Source organism: Bradyrhizobium mercantei (assembly GCF_001982635.1).
Lineage (GTDB): Bacteria > Pseudomonadota > Alphaproteobacteria > Rhizobiales > Xanthobacteraceae > Bradyrhizobium > Bradyrhizobium mercantei.
On sequence record NZ_MKFI01000003.1, the window covers coordinates 507,247 to 530,404 of the forward strand.

The 23,158-nt window shown below is 61.8% G+C and carries 22 protein-coding genes and 1 pseudogene; 13 read left to right on the plus strand and 10 right to left on the minus strand.

The features are described 5' to 3' along the window. Nucleotides 1-367: 367 nt before the first annotated feature. A complete protein-coding gene (locus tag BI327_RS42720; protein ID WP_167386874.1) occupies nt 368-517 on the plus strand; it encodes a hypothetical protein in 150 nt (49 codons plus the stop codon). A gap of 552 nt (nt 518-1,069) precedes the next feature. Here BI327_RS42720 and BI327_RS41675 read toward each other — a convergent pair. Then, a complete protein-coding gene (locus tag BI327_RS41675) occupies nt 1,070-1,354 on the minus strand; it encodes a hypothetical protein (protein ID WP_143271613.1) in 285 nt (94 codons plus the stop codon). A gap of 185 nt (nt 1,355-1,539) precedes the next feature. Between BI327_RS41675 and BI327_RS15945 the strand changes: the two genes are divergently transcribed. Continuing rightward, on the plus strand, nt 1,540-2,019 hold the full coding sequence (locus tag BI327_RS15945) for a MarR family winged helix-turn-helix transcriptional regulator (protein WP_083742094.1): 480 nt from the start codon (nt 1,540-1,542) through the stop codon (nt 2,017-2,019). Between the two features lie 9 nt (nt 2,020-2,028). Then, the gene (locus BI327_RS15950) at nt 2,029-2,976 is read left to right on the plus strand and encodes an AraC family transcriptional regulator (protein ID WP_076861474.1); all 948 of its coding nucleotides are present in this window, start codon (nt 2,029-2,031) and stop codon (nt 2,974-2,976) included. Nucleotides 2,977-3,176: 200 nt separating this feature from the next. Here the strand turns inward: BI327_RS15950 and BI327_RS15955 are convergent, their stop codons facing one another. Then, nucleotides 3,177-3,875: a helix-turn-helix domain-containing protein gene (locus BI327_RS15955; RefSeq protein WP_076861476.1), complete on the minus strand. Its 699-nt coding sequence runs from the start codon at nt 3,873-3,875 to the stop codon at nt 3,177-3,179. A 191-nt stretch (nt 3,876-4,066) separates the two neighbouring features. Here BI327_RS15955 and BI327_RS15960 point away from each other — a divergent pair, with 191 nt between their 5' ends. The 9 genes from BI327_RS15960 to BI327_RS16000 are packed head-to-tail and all read left to right on the plus strand — an operon-like array spanning nt 4,067 to nt 15,826. Continuing rightward, complete coding sequence (locus BI327_RS15960; RefSeq protein ID WP_076861478.1) at nt 4,067-6,811, plus strand: nitrate/nitrite transporter; 2,745 nt, start codon at nt 4,067-4,069, stop codon at nt 6,809-6,811. Nucleotides 6,812-6,822: 11 nt separating this feature from the next. After that, a complete protein-coding gene (locus tag BI327_RS15965) occupies nt 6,823-10,575 on the plus strand; it encodes a nitrate reductase subunit alpha (protein ID WP_076861480.1) in 3,753 nt (1,250 codons plus the stop codon). Beyond that, nucleotides 10,572-12,092 (plus strand): nitrate reductase subunit beta, encoded by a 1,521-nt coding sequence (gene narH / locus BI327_RS15970; protein ID WP_076861482.1) that lies wholly within the window; start codon nt 10,572-10,574, stop codon nt 12,090-12,092. Before BI327_RS15965 ends, narH begins: the two co-directional genes overlap by 4 nt. Beyond that, entirely contained in the window at nt 12,092-12,802 is a 711-nt protein-coding gene (narJ, locus tag BI327_RS15975; RefSeq protein WP_076861484.1) for a nitrate reductase molybdenum cofactor assembly chaperone, read from the plus strand. Before narH ends, narJ begins: the two co-directional genes overlap by 1 nt. Before the next feature lie 11 nt (nt 12,803-12,813). After that, nucleotides 12,814-13,539, plus strand: a complete 726-nt coding sequence (gene narI / locus BI327_RS15980; protein WP_076861486.1) for a respiratory nitrate reductase subunit gamma — start codon at nt 12,814-12,816, stop codon at nt 13,537-13,539. 4 nt (nt 13,540-13,543) lie between these two features. Further along, nucleotides 13,544-14,368, plus strand: a complete 825-nt coding sequence (locus BI327_RS15985; RefSeq protein ID WP_076861488.1) for a peptidylprolyl isomerase — start codon at nt 13,544-13,546, stop codon at nt 14,366-14,368. Nucleotides 14,369-14,377: 9 nt separating this feature from the next. Then, nucleotides 14,378-14,716 (plus strand): hypothetical protein, encoded by a 339-nt coding sequence (locus BI327_RS15990; RefSeq protein ID WP_076861490.1) that lies wholly within the window; start codon nt 14,378-14,380, stop codon nt 14,714-14,716. After that, nucleotides 14,713-15,282 (plus strand): molybdopterin adenylyltransferase, encoded by a 570-nt coding sequence (gene mog, locus BI327_RS15995; protein WP_076862166.1) that lies wholly within the window; start codon nt 14,713-14,715, stop codon nt 15,280-15,282. Before BI327_RS15990 ends, mog begins: the two co-directional genes overlap by 4 nt. Next, entirely contained in the window at nt 15,251-15,826 is a 576-nt protein-coding gene (locus BI327_RS16000) for a DUF2478 domain-containing protein (RefSeq protein WP_076861491.1), read from the plus strand. The genes mog and BI327_RS16000 overlap by 32 nt, the downstream gene beginning before the upstream one ends. A gap of 432 nt (nt 15,827-16,258) precedes the next feature. Here BI327_RS16000 and BI327_RS41685 read toward each other — a convergent pair whose 3' ends face one another. The 6 genes and pseudogenes from BI327_RS41685 to BI327_RS16030 all read right to left on the minus strand — a co-directional run bounded on the left by BI327_RS41685 (nt 16,259) and on the right by BI327_RS16030 (nt 21,850). Further along, nucleotides 16,259-16,561, minus strand: coding sequence for a hypothetical protein (locus BI327_RS41685; RefSeq protein ID WP_143271614.1), 303 nt, complete (start codon nt 16,559-16,561; stop codon nt 16,259-16,261). A 107-nt stretch (nt 16,562-16,668) separates the two neighbouring features. Continuing rightward, nucleotides 16,669-18,021: an oxygen-independent coproporphyrinogen III oxidase gene (gene hemN / locus BI327_RS16005; RefSeq protein ID WP_076862167.1), complete on the minus strand. Its 1,353-nt coding sequence runs from the start codon at nt 18,019-18,021 to the stop codon at nt 16,669-16,671. A gap of 122 nt (nt 18,022-18,143) precedes the next feature. Continuing rightward, nucleotides 18,144-18,575, minus strand: a pseudogene (ccmE, locus tag BI327_RS16010) (cytochrome c maturation protein CcmE); the annotation flags it as partial. A gap of 111 nt (nt 18,576-18,686) precedes the next feature. Continuing rightward, the gene (locus BI327_RS16015) at nt 18,687-19,550 is read right to left on the minus strand and encodes an SUMF1/EgtB/PvdO family nonheme iron enzyme (protein WP_076861493.1); all 864 of its coding nucleotides are present in this window, start codon (nt 19,548-19,550) and stop codon (nt 18,687-18,689) included. 58 nt (nt 19,551-19,608) lie between these two features. Then, entirely contained in the window at nt 19,609-20,736 is a 1,128-nt protein-coding gene (gene nirK / locus BI327_RS16020) for a copper-containing nitrite reductase (protein ID WP_076861495.1), read from the minus strand. 391 nt (nt 20,737-21,127) lie between these two features. Continuing rightward, nucleotides 21,128-21,850, minus strand: a complete 723-nt coding sequence (locus BI327_RS16030) for a Crp/Fnr family transcriptional regulator (protein ID WP_076861498.1) — start codon at nt 21,848-21,850, stop codon at nt 21,128-21,130. A 187-nt stretch (nt 21,851-22,037) separates the two neighbouring features. Here BI327_RS16030 and BI327_RS16035 point away from each other — a divergent pair, with 187 nt between their 5' ends. Beyond that, a complete protein-coding gene (locus BI327_RS16035) occupies nt 22,038-22,496 on the plus strand; it encodes a pseudoazurin (RefSeq protein ID WP_076862168.1) in 459 nt (152 codons plus the stop codon). Nucleotides 22,497-22,665: 169 nt separating this feature from the next. On the opposite strand, the gene BI327_RS16040 is transcribed toward BI327_RS16035, so the two are convergent. Continuing rightward, complete coding sequence (locus BI327_RS16040) at nt 22,666-22,881, minus strand: hypothetical protein (RefSeq protein WP_076861500.1); 216 nt, start codon at nt 22,879-22,881, stop codon at nt 22,666-22,668. A gap of 18 nt (nt 22,882-22,899) precedes the next feature. Beyond that, a complete protein-coding gene (locus BI327_RS16045; protein ID WP_076861502.1) occupies nt 22,900-23,082 on the minus strand; it encodes a hypothetical protein in 183 nt (60 codons plus the stop codon). Between the last annotated feature and the right edge of the window lie 76 nt (nt 23,083-23,158).

Here is a 23,158-nt window from a genome sequence, read left to right on the forward strand (position 1 = left end):
TATCAAGGTCAGCCGTCGAATCATCGAGGTCAAAAGCCAACGCATATCGCAAGTTACTCCGCTGATGCAGCCATCGTGCCATGCTCACTCGCTTGAACCGTTGACGTAGCGCAATTGCAGAGCTGCGATCCGACACTTTCGATGAAACGATTGAGGCTTTGCTTGAGCGCCTACCCGCGAAGGCCCACTTAGCACAGAAATGAGGCCCGCAATGTCTCCAAATGGAGAAGTCCCCGGGCCTTGTCCTAGGTCAAAGCGCCACCATCGATCCGCTATAGATTGAAATTCTAGTCCGACCAATTCCCGTTCTATTGCTGGAACCTGTCGCCTCAAATAGCGAGGCTGTGTCAGGCACGTCGAGAGAGTGATGATACTGCTAGCTGATGCCGAAGCAATACTCGACGAAATTGAGCGCGACGCTGCCGAGTTGCTATCCGCGGAGCTTCGGAAACGAGTACAGCAATACGTTGACGAACAACGCGCAGCCCTCAAGGTGCTTCGCAAGCTCTATCAATAGGAGTTTGGCTCGACAAAGAAGAGGTGTCTGTGTGTCTGTGGTCTCGAGTGGGAGGCAACTGAAGCTTGTCGTGCAGGCAAACGCAAACTCTTCAATGCGGGCGGTTACGGCCGGTCGGCATATTTGGATCGCTGGCGCTGTGCTGCGGGACCTTTTCGCGAACGGTGTGGGTCGTGCGTTGTTAGATAGCGACAAGCCTTGTTCAGCCTTTTGCGCCGGCTTCGTGGCGGATGCCATGATCTTCGTGCCCGGGGGCGTCGAGCAGGAACGCAAACGAAGAATTCTCGGTTTCGACTCCTTGGAGCGATACGTCCAGTCGCGGCATGCAGGGCAGCCCGGCAGGAAGTTTCCCTGCCGGGCCGCGTCATCGGCGTTCCCGAGGGCAGGTCGGGCCGCTCAATGACCGGTGATCGCAGTTGCCTTTGTGGCGGCGCGTTGGACGTTCGGCGCCCATCGGACTGTCGAGTTTTCTTTTAGGCGCCAATGAGCATCACGGCTGCAATCGGATGAGCAAGGAGGCGACGCCCTCCGAGCTGAACAGGGCACCAGCGCTCAGATATCGCCGAGTCGGCACCAGGCGAGGTCGATTAACGTCCCGATCCGCCTAGATTGCGCTTGTAGTTGTTTGCGGTTCTCCGGATTTTCGATCTTTCCGATCACGATGGATGTCCGGGCATGAGTGATCTGAAGAGCGAAAACCGCCTCTTGTAGCGCTTCGCGCGCTTTCTGCCGGTGAGCGCTACAAAGCTCAAACGAATCGATCGGTGCTGTTCCGCATGCCAGCGACAGCGTGGGGCGGTGACGTTTACGTCGATCGAGGTTCGCGATGTCAGGCATGGCGCTTCTCCCTTGGCGTGTGCTCGGTGTTGATGTCCTTTCGAGAGGATATTGAGGGCGCCGCCTTAATTGCTTGATCAATCCGATTATCGGAATCCGGCAAATCGTGGGAATTTTGTGATTAACCTTTTGAAAACGGCATATGCCGATAGATTATCGGTATATGCAGATAATGCAGGTGCTCGATGAAGCAGGTTGTGTTGCCAATGCCCGAGGAACTGGCCGTGGTGGGCAGTTGCTGCGCCGCATTCAATGTCCGGAAGGCAAGCCGGGTGATTACTCGGCTGTATGCCGAGGCCTTTGCGCCCGTCGGCATCGAGCCGACGCAATTTATGCTGCTCGCCGCCTGTGCACGGCAGAGGACCGTGACCGTGGGAGCTCTTGCGGAGAGGATGGCGATGGACCCGAGCGCGCTTGCCCGCAATATTGCGGTACTCGAGCGCCGTGGGCTGGTGAAGGTCGCATTTGGAGTGGACCGGCGGGTGCGGAATATCTCGATATCCGCCCGAGGCAAGCAAACTCTGTCCCGCGCGCTGCCCCGCTGGCGGGCCATGCAGGCGAAGCTGGCCGCACAGTTTGGCGAAGACAATTTTCAGGCGACCATCGATCTGATGAAAAAGATGAAGCAGGCCGGCGAGGCGCTGCTCATCGATCCAAACCCATAAGAGGTCACGATGCCCGTCCGCTGGCTCGATCCGTCGCCGGTGCTGCGTGTCGAGCGTTTCAACAGTTTCGACGAATTTCGCCCCAACGATGTTATCGGCGGAATGAGAAGCACGCCGCTGGATGCGTCGCCCATCTCGGTCTCGCGGAGCATTCTGGCGCTTCCTGATTGCCTTCTCGTGCTACAGCGATCTTTCGCCCGGCGAATGGAGGGCGATCTCGGCGCAAATCGCGGCGTTGGGGTCGTTGTTCCTTTAGCCTTCCACGCAACGCTGAACGGCAGTGAGGTCGGCGATTCCACGATCGGCGTCATCCGCGGCCGAGCACCCGTCGATGTCGTCGAACGGCATGCAAACACCTATCTCATGCTGCGCTTCGGCTCCGACATGCAGAATCGCGGATGGACCAACTCCGGGAGAGGAATCGAGCTGTTCAGGCTGACGTCGGCGAAGATGCTGGCAATCCGATCGGCAATTCTTGACATGTTTTGCCTGGCGTCCACCTGCAGCGAACTCAGGGAATTCGAGCTGTTGAGCGGAAAGCTGCAGGAAACGCTTATCGCCGGGCTCGACAGCGCGCTCGTCGAGGATAGCGTCAAGCGAGCGCTTCCCGGCTCTTTCGACCGGCATCGAAAGCTGATCGAGCGCCTGGATGAACTGGTGGCGGCCGCCGCCGAGGCCGATCTCTACAGCGCCGGCCTCGCGCAGACCCTGGGCGTTTCCGTTCGTACGCTCCAAACCGCCGTACAGCACGTCTGTGGCGTTAGCCTGCATCAACACTTGCGATCGAAACGCATGTGGTCGGTCCGCAAGCTCCTCGTCAAAGGAGGCCCGCTCCTCACCGTGACCGCGGCGGCACGGGCCAACGGCTTCTGGCACATGAGCGACTTCGCTGGAAGCTATAGCCGTGCATATGGCGAGATGCCCTCGGAAACCCTGGCACGGGCGCGAGGGCTCTAGTCCGGCAAGAACGTCATGCGTCCGTTAATCCTTAACCTCTCCGCCGTCAGTCGGATTGCGTTCGTTGCCGGTTCGATCATGCAGCCCGACAGCCGTCGCGGGACATAGCGGAGGTGCCGCCTGCGCGGGAGGCCTCGAGATGACGTGCCTCTTTGATCAACCAATCTGCCGCTCGCAACCCCTTGGGCTTGAATACACACTCACGAATTTGGGTCGTCGATGAACCTTTGTGGACGCGCGAAAGCCTCCAGCAGGTCTCTTCGGTCTATGATGATTTCTCGGCCACGGATGCGCACGCCATGCTCGGTCAGATGCGCTAGATTGCGCGAAAGGTTCTCGCGGGTCGTGCCGATGTGGGATGCCAGGGTGGCGCGGTCGAACGGCAGGACGAGATGCTTGCCTGATGCGGCGCTTTGCGCCTCTGACAGGATCCAGTTGGCCAGACGTTCGACGCTTGATCGCGCCACATAGCCCTTCAATTTCTTCACTGCGCCGCGATAGGCCGATGCAAGCTCGCTCGTGACCGTCTGGGCAAACCCGATCTCCCGCCCCAGGATCGTCCGCACGCTTTGTGCCGGGATCAGCAGAATGCGGGATTCCTTCAACGTTCTCGCCGAGTTCAGGTAGCGCTGGTCGCCCACGACGGCCGCAAGGATGAAGGTCGAGACCGGTGCGAGCAGGGAAATTCCCCACTCGACTTCGTCTTGTTCGGTAAAGATTTCAACCAGACCATCGACCAGGACGTGCAGGAAGTCGGGAGGATCGCCCTCGTGAATGAGGTGCACACCGATCGGAAACTGCTGCAGCAGCGCGCCTTGCAGCAGGTCATCGAGACTTTGCTCGGTCATCCGCGCGAACAGAGGCAAGGACTTCACCTGGTCGAAATCATCAGAGCGCAACTGGTCAATCTCCGTGACGTGTGACAAATATCAAATCATGATGCCACAAATTGCAATTAGAGGGACGTGTTTTTGCAAATTCAGGGTGCCTTTCTCACACCATCGACGAGATCATTGATCTGGAACAACCACGGACGCGCTGATCTTTGCGCATGAGTACCTCCAATGCCGGTGGGTGATTGGAGACATCAATGGGCGCAACTGGTTCAAGCTCTTCGCATAGTGGTCGAGCGCTCTGGCTTTCGACAATTTCCTTCACGATCTGCTTTGCGGTCTGGACGATATTCTCGATCATCGGCATCCGGATCAAGCAGGAGCTCGGTCTGAACGACACCGAGTTCGGGCTGCTGGTAGGCACCCCGATCCTCAGCGGCTCGCTGATCCGCCTCGTGCTTGGTATCTGGACTGACCAGTATGGCGGGCGGCGCGTCTACACGGTTGTGATGCTCGCTGCCGCGGCCGCTACCTACCTGCTGACGTGGGCGCACACCTATCCTGAATTCCTAATCGCCGCACTTTTCGTCGGTGTCGCGGGAGGGTCCTTTGCGGTCGGCGTCGCCTACGTGTCCCGCTTTTTCCCGACCGCCAGGCAGGGCACGGCGCTCGGCATTTTCGGCGCCGGCAATGTCGGCGCCGCGGTCACGAAATTCCTCGCTCCGTTCGTGCTGGTTGCCTATGGCTGGCAGACGACTGCGCAGGTCTGGGCGGCCGTGATCGGCGTGATGGGTATCTTGTTCTGGCTCCTTTCCGAGGAAGACCCGGTGGTGCGCGAGCGGCGTGCCAGAAACGAGAAGCCGAAGAGCGCCTGGCTCGAGCTCGAGCCGCTCAAGAACATCCAGGTGTGGCGCTTCTCGCTCTATTACTTCTTCGTGTTCGGGGCCTTCGTCGCGCTCTCGCTGTGGCTGCCGCAGTATCTGATTAAGGTCTACGGCGTCGATATCAAGATTGCCGGGATGCTGGCGGCGATGTTCTCGTTTCCGGCGAGCGTTTTCCGCGCCTATGGCGGCCATCTCTCGGACCGCTATGGCGCGCGTCGCGTCATGTATTGGACGTTCCTGGTCGGAGTAGCGGCAACCTTTGTGCTGTCCTACCCGCCGACCGACTATCTCGTGAAGACCGTGAACGGCACCGTCGGCTTCCATCTGGAGATGGGGCTGGTGCCGTTCGTGGTGACTGTGTTCGTTCTGGGCTTCTTCATGGCGCTCGGAAAGGCTGCGGTCTACAAGCACATCCCAGTCTACTATCCGCAGAACGTCGGCGCGGTGGGCGGTCTGGTCGGCATGATCGGCGGTCTCGGCGGTTTCGTGCTGCCCATCGCCTTCGGCGCGCTCGTCGATCTGACTGGACTCCGGACCAGCTGCTTCATGCTGCTGTTCCTTTTGGTCACGATCGCGCTGGTTTGGATGCACGTCTCCATCAGGCAGATGGAGCGCGGCGTGGTCGGCGAAGCACTCAAGAAACTTCCAGAACTCCCGGAGATGCAGGAGATTCACCGACCGCAGCATGTCGGCGCTCTGTCCGGCGCCGTCCTCACCGACTGGCGGCCGGAGGACGCGGCGTTCTGGGCGGGCGGCGGCCGTGCCATCGCCCGGCGCAATCTCTGGATCTCGATCCCGGCGCTGCTGCTGTCTTTCGCGGTCTGGCAGGTCTGGTCGGTGGTGGTGGCCAAGCTGCCTTCGGTCGGATTCAGCTTCACGACTGACCAGCTGTTCTGGCTTGCGGCGCTGCCCGGCATATCGGGTGCGGTGCTGCGGATCTTCTACTCCTTCATGGTGCCGATCTTCGGCGGCCGGCTGTGGACCACGCTTGCCACTTGGTCGCTGCTGCTGCCCGCTGTCGGTATCGGCTATGCCGTGCAGAATCCGGCGACGCCGTATCCGGTCTTCCTGGGGCTCGCGCTGTTGTGCGGATTCGGCGGCGGCAATTTTGCCTCCTCGATGGCCAACATCTCGTTCTTTTTCCCTCGCGCGGAGAAGGGAAACGCGCTCGCGCTCAATGCGGGGCTCGGCAATCTCGGCGTCAGCGTCGTGCAGTTCGTCGTGCCGATCGTGATCACCGTGGGCGTGTTCGGTTGGTTCGGCGGCGATCCGACCGCGGTCAAGAGCGGGAGCACCGATGTGCCGCTCTGGCTGCAGAATGCCGGCTTCGTCTGGGTGCCGTTCATCGTGGCCAGCGCCTTTGCTGCCTGGTTCGGCATGAACGACATTGCGTCCGCCAAAGCCTCCTTTGCCGACCAGGCGGTGATCTTCCAGCGTAAGCACAACTGGATCATGTGCTGGCTCTACACCGGCACATTCGGTTCGTTCATCGGCTATTCAGCCGGCTTCCCCCTACTGACGAAGACCCAATTTCCCGCTGTCGATGCGTTGCAATTCGCCTTCCTGGGCCCGCTGGTCGGTGCGCTCTCGCGCTCGGCCACGGGGTGGATGGCCGACAAATGGGGCGGCGGCCGCGTCACCGTCGGCGTGTTCGCGCTGATGATGGTCGGCGTGCTTGGGGTGCTCTATTTCCTCGGCATCAAGGATCAACCTGGCGCGTTCTGGGGCTTCTTCGCGATGTTCCTGCTGTTGTTCTTCGCGACCGGGGTTGGCAACGCGTCGACCTTCCAGATGATCCCCAACATCATGCGGCGGGAGATGGACCGGCTGATGCCGACCGCTGATCCCGCGACCCGGCTGCGGCAGGCCGAGAAGGAATCGGCCGCCATCACCGGCTTCACCTCGGCGATCGCTGCGTTCGGTGCGTTCTTCATTCCGAAGTCGTTCGGTACTTCGATCGATCTCACTGGCGGCGTTCAGGCGGCATTGTGGGGATTTTTCATCTTCTATGTAACCTGCATCGTCATCACCTGGGCTGTCTATACCCGCAAGGGTGGCCTGCTTCATGACATTGAACGGCGCGCTCGGATCTCGCCCGCCACCCAGCCCGCGGAATAAGGAGACGAGGGATGAGCCATTTCCTGGACAGGTTGACATTCTTCACGCGCGCCAAGCCGGATTTTGCCAACGGTCACGGCGTCACAACAACCGAGGATCGCTCCTGGGAGGACGGCTACCGGAGACGCTGGCAGCACGACAAGATCGTGCGGTCGACGCATGGCGTGAACTGCACCGGCTCCTGCTCGTGGAAGGTCTACGTCAAGGGTGGCATCGTCACTTGGGAAACCCAGCAGACCGACTATCCGCGCACGCGCCCGGACCTGCCCAACCATGAACCTCGCGGCTGCGCGCGCGGCGCCAGCTACAGCTGGTACCTCTATTCCGGCAATCGCGTGAAATATCCGCTAGTGCGCTCGCGGCTGCTGAAATTGTGGCGCGAGGCGCGCGCAGTGATGACGCCGGTCGTTGCCTGGAAATCGATCGTCGAAGATCCGACGAAGCGAGCCGCTTATGTGCAGAAGCGCGGCCTTGGCGGCTTCGTCCGCGCCAGCTGGACCGAGGTCAACGAGATCGTGGCCGCCGCAAACGCCTACACCGCGAAAACCTATGGTCCAGACCGCGTCTTCGGTTTCTCGCCGATTCCGGCGATGTCGATGGTGAGCTACGCGGCAGGCGCACGCTATCTCTCTTTGCTCGGCGGCGTCTGTATGTCGTTCTACGACTGGTATTGCGATCTGCCGCCGGCCTCGCCGCAGACCTGGGGCGAGCAGACCGATGTGCCCGAAAGCGCGGACTGGTACAATTCTGGCTTCCTGATCCTGTGGGGATCGAACGTCCCGCAGACCCGCACGCCGGACGCCCATTTCTATACCGAGGTCCGCTACAAGGGCGCCAAGAGCGTCGTGATCTGCCCGGACTATTCAGAAGCTTCGAAATTCGCCGATCTGTGGGTGTCACCCAAGCAAGGCACCGACGCGGCGTTGGCGATGGCCATGGGGCACGTGATCCTCAAGGAATTCCACGTCGATAGGCAGACCAGATACTTCAACGACTATGCGCGCCAGTATACGGACATGCCATTTCTGGTGCGGCTGGTGAAATCCGAGGGACGGCTCGTACCCGAGCGGTTCGTGCGCGCCTCGGATTTCGCCACTTCTCTCGACGAAGCCAACAATCCCGAGTGGAAGACTGTGGCCTATGATGAGGCGACCGGTGAGATCGTGGTGCCGAACGGCTCGGTCGGCTTCCGCTGGGGCGAGCAGGGCAAATGGAATCTGGAGGAGCGGGACTCAAAGAGCCGCGACACCAGGCTGCAGCTTTCGCTCGCCGATACCAGGGATGAACTGGCCGAGGTCGCATTCCCTTATTTCGGCAATCGCGAGCACGATCATTTCCAGGGTACCGATCATCCGGACGTCTTGACGCGCAAGGTGCCGGCCAGGCGCATCCAGCTCAAGGACGGCGAGGCGCTGGTGGCGTCCGTCTATGACCTGTTCGTCGCCAATTACGGTGTCGATCGCGGCTTCGGCGACGATCATCTCGGCAATACCTACGACGAGGTCGAACCCTACACGCCGGCCTGGGCGGAGAAGATTACCGGCGTGCCACGCGACCAGATCATCACGGTGGCGCGCGAATTCGCCGCCAATGCCGAGAAGACCGGCGGCCGCTCCATGGTCATCCTCGGCGCCGGGTTGAACCACTGGTACCACATGGACATGAACTACCGCGGCATCATCAACATGCTGGTAATGTGCGGATGCATCGGACAATCCGGCGGAGGCTGGTCGCACTACGTCGGCCAGGAGAAGCTGCGGCCGCAGTCCGGCTGGACGCCGCTCGCCTTCGGTCTCGACTGGGGCCGTCCGCCGCGTCAGATGAACTCGACCTCGGCCTTCTACGCCCACACCGATCAATGGCGTTACGAGACATTGGACGTGAAGGAAATCCTGTCGCCGACGGCGCCGCAAGGTCCGTGGGATGGCGCGCTGATCGATTATAATGTTCGCGCCGAGCGGATGGGATGGCTGCCTTCCGCACCGCAACTCGAGACCAATCCGCTGGAGGTTGCGAAGCTCGCGGCAGCCGCCGGGCTGGAGCCCAGGGACTACGTCGCGAAATCGCTTCGGTCGGGCGATTTGAAGCTGTCATGCGATGATCCGGACGGACCGAAGAACTGGCCGCGCAACATGTTTGTCTGGCGCTCGAACCTGCTGGGCGCATCAGGCAAGGGGCATGAATATTTCCTGAAACATCTGCTCGGCACCAAACACGGCGTGCTGGGTAAGGATCTCGGCGAGGACGGCAGGAAAAAGCCGCTTGAGGTCAAATGGCACGAAGATGCCCCGGAGGGAAAGCTCGACCTGCTGGTTACGCTGGACTTCCGGATGTCCACGACCTGCATGTACTCGGACATCGTGCTGCCGACCGCGACCTGGTACGAGAAGAACGATCTCAATACCTCCGACATGCATCCCTTCATTCACCCGCTATCGGCGGCGATCGATCCAGTCTGGGAATCCCGCAGCGACTGGGACATCTACAAGGGAATCGCGGAAGCCTTTTCGAAGGTCGCGCCGGAAGTCCTGGGCGTCGAGAAGGACGTCGTCCTCACCCCGATCATGCATGACAGCCCCGGCGAGATCGCCCAGCCTTTCGACGTCAAGGACTGGAAGACGGGTGCGATTGATCCGATCCCGGGCAAGACGATGCCGGCCGTGACCGTGGTCGAGCGCGACTACCCGAACCTCTACAAGCGTTTCACCTCGCTCGGGCCGCTGATGAACAAGCTCGGTAATGGCGGCAAGGGCATGAGCTGGAACACCGATCATGAGGTCGAGCTGCTCAAGAAGCTGAACGGCGTCGTAACGGAGGAAGGCGCGTCCAAGGGGCTTGCCCGCATCGAGAGTGCGATCGACGCCTGCGAAGTCATCCTTAGCCTCGCTCCGGAAACCAACGGTGAGGTCGCGGTCAAGGCATGGTCATCCCTCGGTAATTTCACCGGGCGAGATCACACCCATCTGGCCGTCCCGAAGGAAGACGAGAAGATCCGCTACCGCGACGTGGTCGCGCAGCCGCGCAAGATCATCTCCTCGCCGATCTGGTCGGGCCTGGAATCCGAGAAGGTCTGCTACAACGCCTGCTACACCAACGTCCACGAATTGATCCCGTGGCGCACGCTGACCGGCCGTCAGCAGCTCTATCAGGATCATCTGTGGATGCGTGCCTTCGGGGAAGGTTTCTGCGTCTACCGGCCGCCGATCGACACCAAGACGGTCAAGCCGGTGATCGACCGCAGGCCGAACGGCAACGACTCCGTGGTCTTGAACTTCATCACGCCGCACCAGAAGTGGGGCATTCACTCGACCTATACCGACAATCTCCTGATGCTGACGCTGTCGCGCGGCGGTCCGATCGTGTGGATCAGCGAACTCGACGCCAAGGCGGCGGGCATCGTCGATAACGACTGGATAGAAGCCTACAACACCAACGGCGCGCTGGTCGCACGCGCGGTGGTCTCGCAACGCGTCCGACAAGGCATGTGCATGATGTATCATGCACAGGAGAAGATCGTGAATGTCCCGGGCTCCGAGCAGACCGGCCAGCGCGGCGGCATCCATAACTCGGTTACCCGTACCGTGCTCAAGCCGACCCACATGATCGGCGGCTACGTACAGCAAGCCTACGGCTTCAATTACTACGGCACGGTCGGCGCCAATCGCGATGAATTCGTCATCGTTCGCAAGATGTCGAAAGTCGACTGGCTCGACACGCCCGCCGCAGATCAACCCGGGACGTCCCAGCTGGAGGCCGCACAATGAAGATCCGCGCCCAGATCGCAATGGTGCTGAACCTCGACAAGTGCATCGGGTGTCACACCTGCAGCGTCACCTGCAAGAACGTGTGGACCAGCCGCGAAGGCATGGAATATGCGTGGTTCAACAACGTCGAGACCAAGCCCGGCATCGGCTATCCCAAGGATTGGGAGAACCAGGCGCGTTGGAAGGGTGGTTGGAAGCGCAATCGCAACGGCTCGATCCAGCCGCGCATCGGCGGCAAGTGGCGGGTGCTGGCGAACATCTTCGCCAATCCCGACCTGCCCGAGATCGACGACTATTATGAGCCGTTCACCTTCGACTACCAGCATTTGCAGCAGGCGCCGGAAATGAAGGCGATGCCGACGGCGCGGCCGCGCTCGCTGGTGTCGGGCGAGCGGATCGAGAAGATCCAGTGGGGCCCGAACTGGGAGGAGATCCTCGGTGGCGAGTTCGAAAAGCGCGCGCAGGATTACAATTTCGAAGGGGTGCAGAAGGACATCTACGGTCAGTTCGAAAACACGTTCATGATGTACCTGCCGCGGTTGTGCGAGCACTGCCTTAATCCGGCGTGCGTCGCCGCTTGTCCATCGGGCGCCATCTATAAGCGCGAAGAGGACGGCATCGTCCTGATCGACCAGGACAAGTGCCGCGGCTGGCGCATGTGCGTCTCCGGCTGCCCTTACAAGAAGATCTACTACAACTGGTCATCGGGAAAATCGGAGAAGTGCATCTTCTGCTACCCGCGCATCGAAGCCGGCCAGCCGACGGTGTGTTCGGAGACCTGCGTCGGCCGTATCCGCTATCTCGGCGTCGTGCTGTACGACGCCGACCGTATCGCGGAAGCAGCGAGCAAGCCTGACGAACGTGATCTCTACCAGGCCCAACTCGACATCTTCCTCAATCCGAACGATCCGCAGGTGATCGCCGAGGCCGAGCGGCAGGGCATTCCGCATGCCTGGCTCGAGGCGGCGAAGACCTCGCCGATCTGGAAGATGGCGATGGAGTGGAAGGTCGCATTCCCGCTGCATCCGGAATACCGTACCTTGCCGATGGTCTGGTATGTGCCGCCGCTGTCGCCGATCACTTCGGCCGCCTCCGCGGGCAGGATCGGTCTTAACGGTGGCATGCCGGACGTGAAGTCGTTGCGGATTCCGATGCGCTACCTGGCCAATCTGCTGACCGCGGGCGATGAAGCGCCGGTGACGCTGGCGCTCGAACGCATGATGGCGATGCGCGCCTATATGCGGGCCAAGACGCTCGACGGAGTCGTCGACGAAGCCATCGCCAGACGGGTTGGGCTGGAGCCGGCCCAAATCGACGAGATGTACCAGATCATGGCGATCGCCAACTACGAGGATCGTTTCGTGATCCCGACTGCGCATCGTGAACTTGGCGCCGACGCCTTCGACATCCGTGGCTCCTGCGGCTTCACCTTCGGCAATGGCTGCTCCGGCGGCGAGACTGAAACCAACCTGTTCGGTTCGCCCCGCAAGGCAAAGAATCCGATGGAGATCGCGTAATGAAGACGTTCAAGGTCCTGTCGGCCCTCCTGAGCTATCCGACTGAGGCGTTGATCGCGGCCGCGCCGGAATTTCCGGCGGTGCTCGATGCCGAGAGACTGGTGCCGGCGGCGTGCCGTGGTGCCGTCGATGTGCTGATCGAGGAAATCGCCATCGGCGATCTCTACGACCTGCAGGAGCGTTATGGCCTGCTGTTCGATCGCAGCAAGACGCTCGCGCTGCATCTCTTCGAGCATGTCCACGGTGAAAGCCGCGATCGCGGCCAGGCCATGGTCGATCTCAAAGCCATGTACGAGAATGCGGGGTTGGCGATCGCGGCAAACGAATTACCTGATTACGTGCCGCTCTTCCTTGAATTCCTGGCGACGCAACCGTTTGCGGAGGCACGCGAGCTTCTCGGGCAGACCGCGCATATTTTCGCGGCGCTCGCCGAACGGCTCGGGCGACGCGAGTCGAGCTATAAGGGCGTTTTCGACACGCTAGTCAAGATCGCTGCCGAAGCGCCGCGCCGCGATATTGTCGACGAGCTTCTGAAGGCGCCCGAGACCGACCCGATGGACCTGGTGGCGCTCGACGCAGCTTGGGAAGAGGAAGAAGTCCGCTTCGGGCCCGGCGCCCAGGGTCAGAGCGCCTGCGGTCACGAAACCCTGATCGCAAAGCTTCGGCACGCCCGCCGCGCCGTGGGGCCGGCGCCGTCACACCCGCAGTAGAGGGCCAGATCATGCAGACGCTCAATGCCATCGTCTTCGGCTGGTATCCGTACCTCTGCCTCACCGTCTTTCTGTTCGGAAGCCTCATGCGCTTCGACCGCGAGCAGTATACCTGGCGCAGTGGATCCAGCCAGTTGCTGCGGCGACGGCAGCTCGTCTGGGGCTCGAACCTGTTCCACGTCGGAATTCTCTTCATCTTCTTCGGCCACCTCGTGGGACTGCTGACCCCGATCTGGGTATTCGACATGCTCGGCGTCTCGCATGGCTTCAAGCAGATGCTGGCGATCGTCGCGGGCGGCACCGCCGGACTGATGTGCCTGGTCGGGATTTCTCTGTTGACGCACCGGAGGCTGTTCGATCCGCGCATTCGCGCCAACTCCTCCTTCGGCGACACTGCAATCCTCTTGATCCTGTTTGTCCAGCTGCTTCTCGGCCTTGCGACCATTCCCGTATCGCTCGGGCATCTGGATGGGCATGAGATGGTGAAGTTCATGGGATGGGCGCAGGGCATCCTGACGCTGCAGCCAGGCATCGCCGCCAACGTTCTGGACGTGCACCCGATTTTCAAGGCGCACCTCGTATTGGGTATGACGATCTTCCTCATCTTCCCCTTTACGCGATTGGTCCATATCTGGAGCGCGCCGGTCTGGTATCTCGGCCGCCGCGGCTATCAGGTCGTGCGCCGCCGCGACGCTGCGTCGCGCGGCGCCAGCCGTCCTGTGCAACCTGCGGAGTAGAGCCATGGATTGCTCGCTCGCCGACAGCCTCCCCAAGCCGAAGACCGTCAGCGTCAATGGCACCATCATTCCGCGCGAGGCAATCGCGCGCGAGGTGCAGAACCACCCGGCGGAAAAGCCGATCCTGGCCTGGCAGGCAGCAGCACGGGCTTTGGTCGTGCGGGAATTGTTGCTGCAGGAGTCACGGCGCCTCGAAGTTTCCGCGGAGCCGCTGCGTGACGCCGAAGGTCGGAGCGAAACCCCGGAAGAGGCGGCAATGCGCGCACTGATCGAACGGGAGGTCGTCACGCCCGAACCGAACGATGCCTCATGCCTGCGCTTCTACGAACAGAACCAACATCGTTTCAGGACCGGTGATCTCTACGAGCCAGCCCATATCCTCATCGCGGCTCCGCCGAATGATGCTGCTGCGCGAAGTGGAGCCCGCGAGATCGCGGAGAAGATATTTTCATCCGTGCGGGAAGGCCCCGCCCTGTTTGATCAGCTGGCGCGCAGCCGTTCCGATTGCCGGACCTCGGCGGAGAACGGAGGTCGCCTCGGCCAGGTGACGCGTGGCCAGACGATCGAGGAATTCGAGGTGGCGCTGGCCCGCATGCACGAGGGCGAGCTCGCTATCGTCGAAACCCGCTATGGCTTACATATCGTTCGGCTCGATCGGCACGCGCCGGGGCAAGTCCTGCCGTTTGAACTCGCCCGCGACCGCATCGCCGACTACCTCGCAACAAGCGTGCAGCACCGATCGCTCGCTCAATATGTCGCCGTACTGGCCGGCCGTGCAGAGATCACCGGAATTGCACTCGCGGGCGCCAGCTCGCCGCTTCTGCAATAGGGAAACACCATGCAGCTCGGGCAAATCATCAGGAATTTCAGCGAAGAGGCTGTCGCGGCCGATGCGCTGCTCAGCTGTGGTGATCTTACTCTGTTGGCGCGCATCGGTTCCACGGCTGATCGCTTTGACGAGACGGTCGGAGAATACGCCGCAGGCGCGGTGCGGCGTTTTGCCAACTCAGCATCGAGCGAGGACTGGCTTGCGTTGATGAATACGGTCGAACGCACCGACGACCCGGGCTTCCGCTGCCTGACGCACATGCTGCACTGGTCACTGAAGCGGGACGAAGCCCAGGGCACCGTATCGCACGTGGGGTGTTCATGTGGAGGCGGCGGGGGGTGCACATGAGCGACAAGCGTGAAATCGGCGGCACGGGCTGCTCCCGAAGCCTTGCGCGGATCGGCATTCTCGTGGTGTCTGACCGCGCCAGCCGAGGCGAGTACAAGGACCAGGGTGGGGAGGCAATCAACAGCTTCCTAGCTCGGACCATCCGTTCGAACTGGATCGCGATCGTCAAGATCATCCCGGATGGTGTTGAAAGCGTTGCCGGCGCACTGATCGAAATGTCGGATCGGGAGACCTGCGACCTGATATTGACGACCGGCGGGACAGGGCCGGCGCCGCGCGATTTGACACCGGAGGCCACACGCAGCGTGATTACACGCGAGCTTGCCGGCTTCGGCGAACTGATGCGCCGGGTCAGCCTGGAGCAGGTTCCGACCGCGATCCTCTCGCGGCAGACCGCTGGGACACGAGGCCACTGTCTGATTGTCAATCTGCCCGGGCGGCCATCGTCGATCGACATCTGTCTCGGCGCTGTCTTCCCGGCCATTCCCTATTGCCTTGATTTGATAGGCGCACGTCCCATTGAGGTGAATCAAGATGTCTGTCACGCTTTCCGCCCGGACGCCTGAAGTCGTACCGCCGCGCACGCCATCGCTGGCGGCAATCGTTTATCCGCAGAACAAATACCCTGCGGCGGCCTTTGAGGCGCTGGTCGCATCGTGTCGTCGCAGCAGATTGTCGCTTGCCGGCGTCTTGCAGCATCTGGTTGACGCGGCGTCGGAGCGACGATGCGATGTCCTCCTGGAGGATCTAAGCACCGGTCATCGCACGTCGATCTATGAGGATCGCGGTGCCGGCGCGTCGGGCTGCCGGCTCGACGAGTCGGCGCTTGCAGAGGTCGCCGCGCAGATCGAAGGCTGCCTGGCAGATGCACCGGATGTGCTGGTGCTCAACAAATTCGGCAAGGCCGAATGCGGCGGTGGCGGACTGCTCGACCTCATCGCCAAGGCGATGGAGCGTAATATTACCGTAGTGATTGGCGTTCCCCAGAACAATTTGGCCGCGTGGCGCGGTTTTGCTGGTGATTTCGGAACGGAGCTGTCGACCGACACCAGCGAGATCGAGAGATGGGTGAAGGTCCTGCGCGAGCTCGCGGTCCCACGTAGTGGATAGGACGTCGTCGACGTCGAAGCCGCGAGCGAGTTCGAACCGCGGGAAAACGGATGGGGAGTCTTCGCTGAGTTGCCGGCCGACCCGATGATGTGGGTGCGGATATTCAGCGAGCTCGCAGTCTTCGGTCTCCTCCTCGGAGCCTTTTCGGTCGCTTGAGCGGTGGACCCCTCGCGCGGCGCTGCCTGCGATCTATCGCTAACTGACACAGCAAACGGCGGAAAAAAGAAGCCCAGCAACTCGGCCGGGCTCTGAGTGTCGAGACAACGCCAAAGGGAGGAATGGGTCGCTCGTCTTGAACGGTGCAATTGAAGCACGCTGCGGCTCGATCGTATTTGAGCCAGCGCAAACTAAACCTACGATCCTTGTCTACTCGGAGCCCGCTCCCGATTCGGGGAGTTTTCGTCGTGCAGATCGTCTTCGAGCGGGTCGCGATCATCGACCAATAGACGCATCGGCATTGCGAAATCGGTCGCAACGAACCAAGTCTTCCAGGCAAGCCGTTGCCGGCGACGCCTGGCCCGAAGGCGAATTGCGGAACTGGAGAGCATCCTTGGTCCTCGTGTTTCGGTCATGAGAACCCGTCACCGCATTGCCATGGTTGACGTGGCGCAAGAAGTGATGGCCGCGGTAATACGGGTGACAGGCCAGACGATGAGCATTCGCGAAGATATGCAGGTGCTGCGCCTGTTGACGGCGTTCTTGAGGATCGGAGGCCCGGATGCGCCGGCGGATCATGCCCAACTGTCTTGAGGAGGGGACCGCCCGAACGGATCGAGATCCGGACGAACGCCGTTAGCCGGTTCGATCAGCAGAAACGGCAGCGTACTTGCAGATTGCGCTTCTCAGACGGCGCGGCTGTGGAGCGCCGTGGACCGGGCGAGATGAGCGTCAAATGCGGAAGCCAAGCTCCGGACCAGAAATTCAGCGCCAGCGGTTACCGAGATCAGATCGTTCCTCATGGTCACCGCTCCATCCGCGACGAGGCTTTCGAGTCGTGATCGGTCCACGATGGCCGCATCCGGATCGCGGCCGTGCGACCTGGCGATCTTGGAGAGATCGACGGCCATGTCGCACATGACACGTTCGATAATGTCGCCGCGGAAGCGGTCGTCTCCGGTGAACGCGTAGCCCTTGATGGTCGCGAGTCGCTCCTCGGCGATGCGCGCTAGGTAGTCGCGTGTCGCGACCGCGTTCTGAACGAAGCCCTGCCGCATCCGCCCGATGGCGCTTGCGCCGAGGCCGACAAGCGTTTCGGCGGCATCGTTGGTGTAGCCCTGGAAGTTCCGCCGCAATCGGCCCTCCCGCTTCGCAACGGTGAGTTCGTCCGAGGGGAGTGCGAAGTGATCGAAGCCGATGCGCACGTAGCCCGCATCGGCGAGCGCCTCGGCTATCGCTTCGGACTGCAGATGTCGTTCGGTGCTGTCAGGCAATGCGCCTTCATCGATCTTGCGCTGGTGCTTCTTGAACGAGGGGACATGCGCATAGCCGAACACGGAGAACCGATCCGGCCGAAGTTCGATGCACCTCGCGACGGTGTCGAGGCAGGAACTCACCGTCTGAAGCGGCAGCCCATACAGCAGATCGAAATTGAGTTTGCCGATGCCGTTCCTTCGCAGGCCCTCGACGCACCGGGCAGTCTGGTCGAAGCCCTGTAAGCGGTTGATGGCGCGCTGGACCGCGGGGTCGAAGCTCTGCACGCCCAGGCTGGCGCGGTTGACCCCACTGAAGCCCAGAGCCTCAGTCATCGGCTCGGTCAACGTGCGCGGGTCGATCTCGACGGCGATCTCGGCTTCGGGTACCACGAAGAAGGAATAGCGCAGCGCGCCGACCAGATCGGCGAAGGTCTCGGGTGTCATGATCGTCGGCGTGCCACCTCCAAAGTGGATGTGCGAGATCGGCTGCCGATGGCCGATACTTTCCGCAACAAGATGCGCCTCGGTGCGCAGGCCCGAGGCGTAGATGGCGATCGGATCGTCCTTCTTAGTGACCGAGGTGTGGCAGCCGCAGTACCAGCACATGGACCGGCAGAACGGTACGTGCAGGTAGATAGAGGCCGACCGTCGTGGGGAGATCGACTTCAGCCATCCGCGATATTCGGCTTCGCCGATCGACGGATTGAAGTGCGGGGCCGTTGGATAGCTGGTGTAGCGGGGGAGCCGGTCCTGACCGTACCGTCTTGCGAGATCCGAGCGCATCGTCTGCCTTTCCATTGTACGAGGACATTGCCGGATGCGGCGTTCCCGAACGTTGCGTCAGGTCAACTTCGGAGCAGTTGGAAGGGACGCCGGACAGGTCAAGGCCGTGTCTCTCAAGGCGTGTCGTTCTTCCAATGACCCTGCTTCTTCAGAGCGTCGGCTACCTCCCTGGGCATGTAGTTTTCGTCGTGCTTCGCCAGAACAGTGTCGGCGCGAAACACGCCGGCTCCGTCCAGGGCGCCTTCGGCGACGACGCCTTGACCTTCCCTGAACAGATCGGGGAGGGTGCCTCTGAAGCTCACAGGGATGCTGCCTCCTCCATCAGCGATACTGAATGTGGCGGCCAGACTGTCTCCGCGCGTCAGCGAGCCTGGCTGGACCAGCCCGCCGAGGCGGAAGCGCTTGCCTGATGCGATGTGCCTCTCCGCTGCCATCGTGGGTGTGGTGAAGAACACGATGGAGTCGCGGAGCGCGTTGAGGACAAGTCCCGTCGCGATGGCGAGCACCGCGAGCGAACTTCCGATCATCGCCATCCGTCGTTGTCTACGTTTCATGCCTTAACCGCGATCGGTTTGCGCCGTGCGCTCGGAGGACATTGCGACAGCCCTTGTAGGGGCTGAGCCGCGGCCGGACCTTGCGCCAGCTCAAGATGGGTTCCGAATTGTCTATGCCCGTCGCAGCAGCTTCACGGCTTTCCGGAAAGCGTCGGCGACGGCAGCTCCGGGACGTTCGACGATCAGGCGGAAGCCGAGGTTCGTCGGCGGAACTCCGGCCGCGCAACCGCCCGACTTCGGATCGCGGACGAAGTCGGTCATGTAGGCGCGATGGGCCCCTTCGACGACGCGTACGCCGCAATTGGTGTTCGTCACCTGCTCGCGATTCCCCTCCAACGAGGCGCGGATGAAGCACGTATTCGTCCACTCCCAGATGTTTCCGGCCAGGTCGTCGAGGCCCTTGCTATTGGTCCCGAACGTGCCGCCGGGCTGCGGGGCGGTCTCGGCCGGTTTCGAACGGTTCGATTCGGCTTCGTAGCGCGCGATCCATGCCTGGGCGGGGTCGGCGGGGTCGACGACCGGCAGCGCTTCGTCGCGTGCCTTTTCGGCCGCGGCGAAAGTCCATTCCTCGTCGGTTGGCAGCCGATGCGTGACGCCTGTCTTCAGAGAGATCCAGGCTGCGTAGGTTGAAGCGTCGTGCCAGCTGACGCCGACTATGGGAACGTCCCGCCGTCCGGACTGAAATCCGACGCGCGGACAGGCGCCTTCTTCGACGCATCGGTCGTATTCCGCGACCGTGACCTGCCGCTTCATGACGAACAGGTCCGCCGGCAGGCCGAGCCTGCGCAGCGGCCCTTCCACCGGCTTGCCGCTTCGCGAGAAGTCGCCGGCGGCGCGGTAGCTGAAGGAGGCTGGCGCCAGGCGGCTGATCCCCTCCGGATCGACCTGGGTCGGAGGCGTAAGAACGGTCGCGAGCGCGGGCGCGGCCAGCGCGCCGGCGAGCATCGCAATCTTGATCTTCATCAGCATCAGCATCACGGGTCTCCTCAAGAAGAACGGCCCGCGGCGAACCGCGGGCCGCGCTCGACGCCACCTACCGGGTGACGGCCACCGGATCGGCGGCGCCGACCTTGTCGGGGGGGACGGGGCTGGGAGGGGTGACCTGCTTCATCAGGTCATCGTTCCACTTTCCTTCGACCTTGAAGTGTGCGGCGGCACCCAGTTCGACCGCCTCGATCAGGTTATGGTTCACGTAGGCGTAGATTCCGGGCTCGCGGAAAGTATAGAGTGCGGCACCGGCCGAACCGCCCCGGACGAACCAGGTCTCAAGGTCCTTCTCCGGCGGATTGTTGAATTTGCCGGTCTCCCAGACGTAGTCGCCGTGGCCACCGATCAGGTGCGGACGGGTGTCGCGATTGGCCTGCGAGTGCACGATCAGCACGGTCTCGCCGACCTTCGCGGTCATGGCGTTCTTGCCGGTAAGCGAGCCGACGCTGCCATTGAAAACGACATGCGTCGGAATCAGCTTGCGCATGACCTCGGTCGTGTCGGCATAGGATTCACCGAGCGTCTCATAGGTCTTGTATTTACCGTTCTCGTCCTTCGGCACGTAGAGATCGTTCTCGCCGATGTAGTAGATCTTGTCGTAGTGTAGCGACCTGCCCGCGCCGTCCTTCAGACCGTCGCGCGGCAGCACCATGACGGTGCCGTGCATGCCCGACACGACGTGCCAGGGGATCATGCCTTCGGGCGCGCAGTGGTAGACGAACACGCCGGGACGCGTGGCCTTCCAGCGCAGCTTCACTTGCTCGCCCGGATTAACCTTCGTCAACGCGCCGCCGCCGAGGCCTCCCGTCGCCGAATGCAGGTCGATATTGTGCGGCATGGAGTTGGTCTCGGGATTGACCAGTGTGAGCTCCATATAGTCGCCTTCATGCAGCACCATCATCGGGCCCGGCATCGAGCCGTCGTAGGTCATCGCCCAGAACTTGGTTCCTGCAGAATCGATCACGACCTCCTTCTCGCGGATCGTCAGCTTGAACTCGACGATCTTGGGGCCTGACTTGGTCGCCTGGTCGTGAGGATGCACGGCGGGCGGCGCCACCAGCGTCACCTTCTCGCGCGGAAGATTCAGCTCGTCCGCAGTCTCCGCGATGGCCGGTGCCGTCATCATCAACGCCGCGATCGCGGCGCCCATCAAAGCAGTCCTTCGCGTGAGCATGATCGCTCTCCATCGGTTGATCTCTGCAATTCGATGGGTGGATCATGAGCCATGCAGACGCGAAGGTCTTTGTGCTGGAACAACGTTCGCGATGGATCTGCGAAACAGTTCTTCGGCGGAGGGTTGCGTTAGGAGCAAAAAGAGCTTGAGCGCGACCGGTTACGGTGGCTGCATGGCAAAGGATGCAATCCCAAGTACTGGGATGCCCGTCGACGACGTGATGCACCGTTGGCGCTCACGGTCCGCGTTTTCCTGGATTCTAGGATGCGATGCGTCGGCTGTCCGATCGTATCATTTCAATCGATCGCCGAGGCGTGCGCCGAGCATTCCGTTGATGCCCGAAGTCTTTCTGCCAAAGATACTGGCTGCCAAGGATACTGGACGCGGCTGCCTAAGGTCCGCGCCGGCGTAACTGGATGGCTTCGTCGCCTTCGGCGAGGCCGTGCAGCCGATGCGCGTTGCGGAGCACGATGCGCTGCCTGCCGCCCTCGACCAGCCCCTCGTTTTCCCAGGCGCTGAGGATCCGACTGACGGTGTGCAACGTCGTTCCGGTCATCTCGGCGATGTCTTGTCGGCTGATCGGAAAATCGATCTCGACGCCGGTATCGACCTTCTTTCCGGCCTGCTTGGCCAGGCGCAGCAGCGCATGCGCCACCCGCTGCTCCACCTGCTCATTCGAGATCTCGATCACACGTGCCTGGGTGTCCTGAAGGCGGCTGCCCACCGTCTGTAGTGCGCTCGCGGCAAGCGTCGGATACTTGACGATCAGCCGCTGCCACGACGATGACGGCCACGCCAACGCGATGCTGTCGACGGCGGCGACAGATGTCGCCGGATAATGCGTCATGTTCATGGCCTGCGCGACGCCGAAGAGTTCGCCGGCGGAGACGTAGCGTACCACGGTCTGCTGGCCTTGCGGTGTCGTCTTCTCGACGCGGAGGTGGCCGTGCAGCAGTAGAAAGAAGCGGTCGGCGTGAGTGCCTTGGTCGAAGACCGCGCTGCCTTTGATGTAACGGACCGAACGTGCCTCGCGCAGCAACTCGTCCTGCTCGAGGGGAGACAACCCCGCGAACATGGGCAGATTAGCGACCAGCGACCGGTCGACTGCGGCCATAAGAAACCCCTCAGATAAGGCCGGGAGACTACCCGCCTGGGAGCAAGCCTCAACGTGCTGGCCTGTTTCTTACCCCGGCAAACCGTCCAGAAACTTGCGCTGGCGCAATCTCTGGGACCTGGAAGCGGTTTATGTGCTGCTGCGGGGCCCGACCATCCCGGGCTGGATGTTTCATAGGAACGCGAAGATGAGAATGATCGCGAAGATGGCTGTCGCGGCGGCCCTCGTTCTGGCCGGGGGCACCGCGCGCGGAGCCGAGGTCGAAGTCAAACTGCTTAACAAGGGAAGCGACGGCGCCATGATGGTGTTCGAACCGGCGCTGGTGAAGGTTGCACTGGGCGATACCGTGAAGTTCGTCGCGACTGACAAGGGCCACAATGCCGAGACCATCAAGGGCATGCTGCCCGAGGGCGCGGCTGCGTTCCAGGGCAAGAACGGCGAGGACGTCGCCGTGAAGTTTGATCAGGAAGGCGTCTACGGGGTGAAGTGCCTGCCCCACTACGGAATGGGCATGGTGGCGATGATCGTCGTCGGGTCGCCCACCAATCTCGATCAAGCCAGAGCCGTGCCCCAGGTCGGCAAGGCGAAGCAGGTGTTCGCGACGCTGTTCGACAAGCTCGAAGCGAGTAAGACCGCGGCCAAGTGATCGCTGCGGCTATCGCCGCCATACGCCCCAGTGCGGATGGACGAGGACTGCCTCGTCCGACCGTGCGCTGTACTAGACGCTGGAACGGCGCCGGCTCGGGAAGCGAAGGCGTGTTCGATCCCGAACGCGCGTATGTTGCCGAGTTCGCGTTCGCAATCATCGATCGAGCTTACGGCCGCATGAACATGAAATCGGTGTCCGGATCGCAGTTGTCGGCGACGAAGTGCAGTTCGGACTGCACATCGGCGACACCTCTGTTGACCAGATACTGGGACACGACCAAACCGAGTAACGCGCGGCATAGACCATCACGGTCGACGCCCGTGGCATCGGCTTGTTTGAGGGCGGCATCGAAGTGATGCCTGGCGATATCCGAAGCGGACAATTTTGTCTCCTTGCTGAGCTATCGATTCTCCGCTTCCGCCGAGCAGCAGGTGCAGCAGTTCGGCTTGGCGCCGGCTAAGATCGTTGCAGCAACTTCATCGTCGATGCGGCGGAGGGGGTCCGTGACGACGGTCTCGGCCAGCCTCCGCTCGATGCCGCTGTCGTTGCGGCCCTTGCCGCGTAATCTCTCGAAAATCCGCATTTTGCCCTCTGTTTGACGGTTCGAAAATAGCGCGAGTGCCGATCCGATCTTTGTCGTGGATCAAACAGATCGGTGA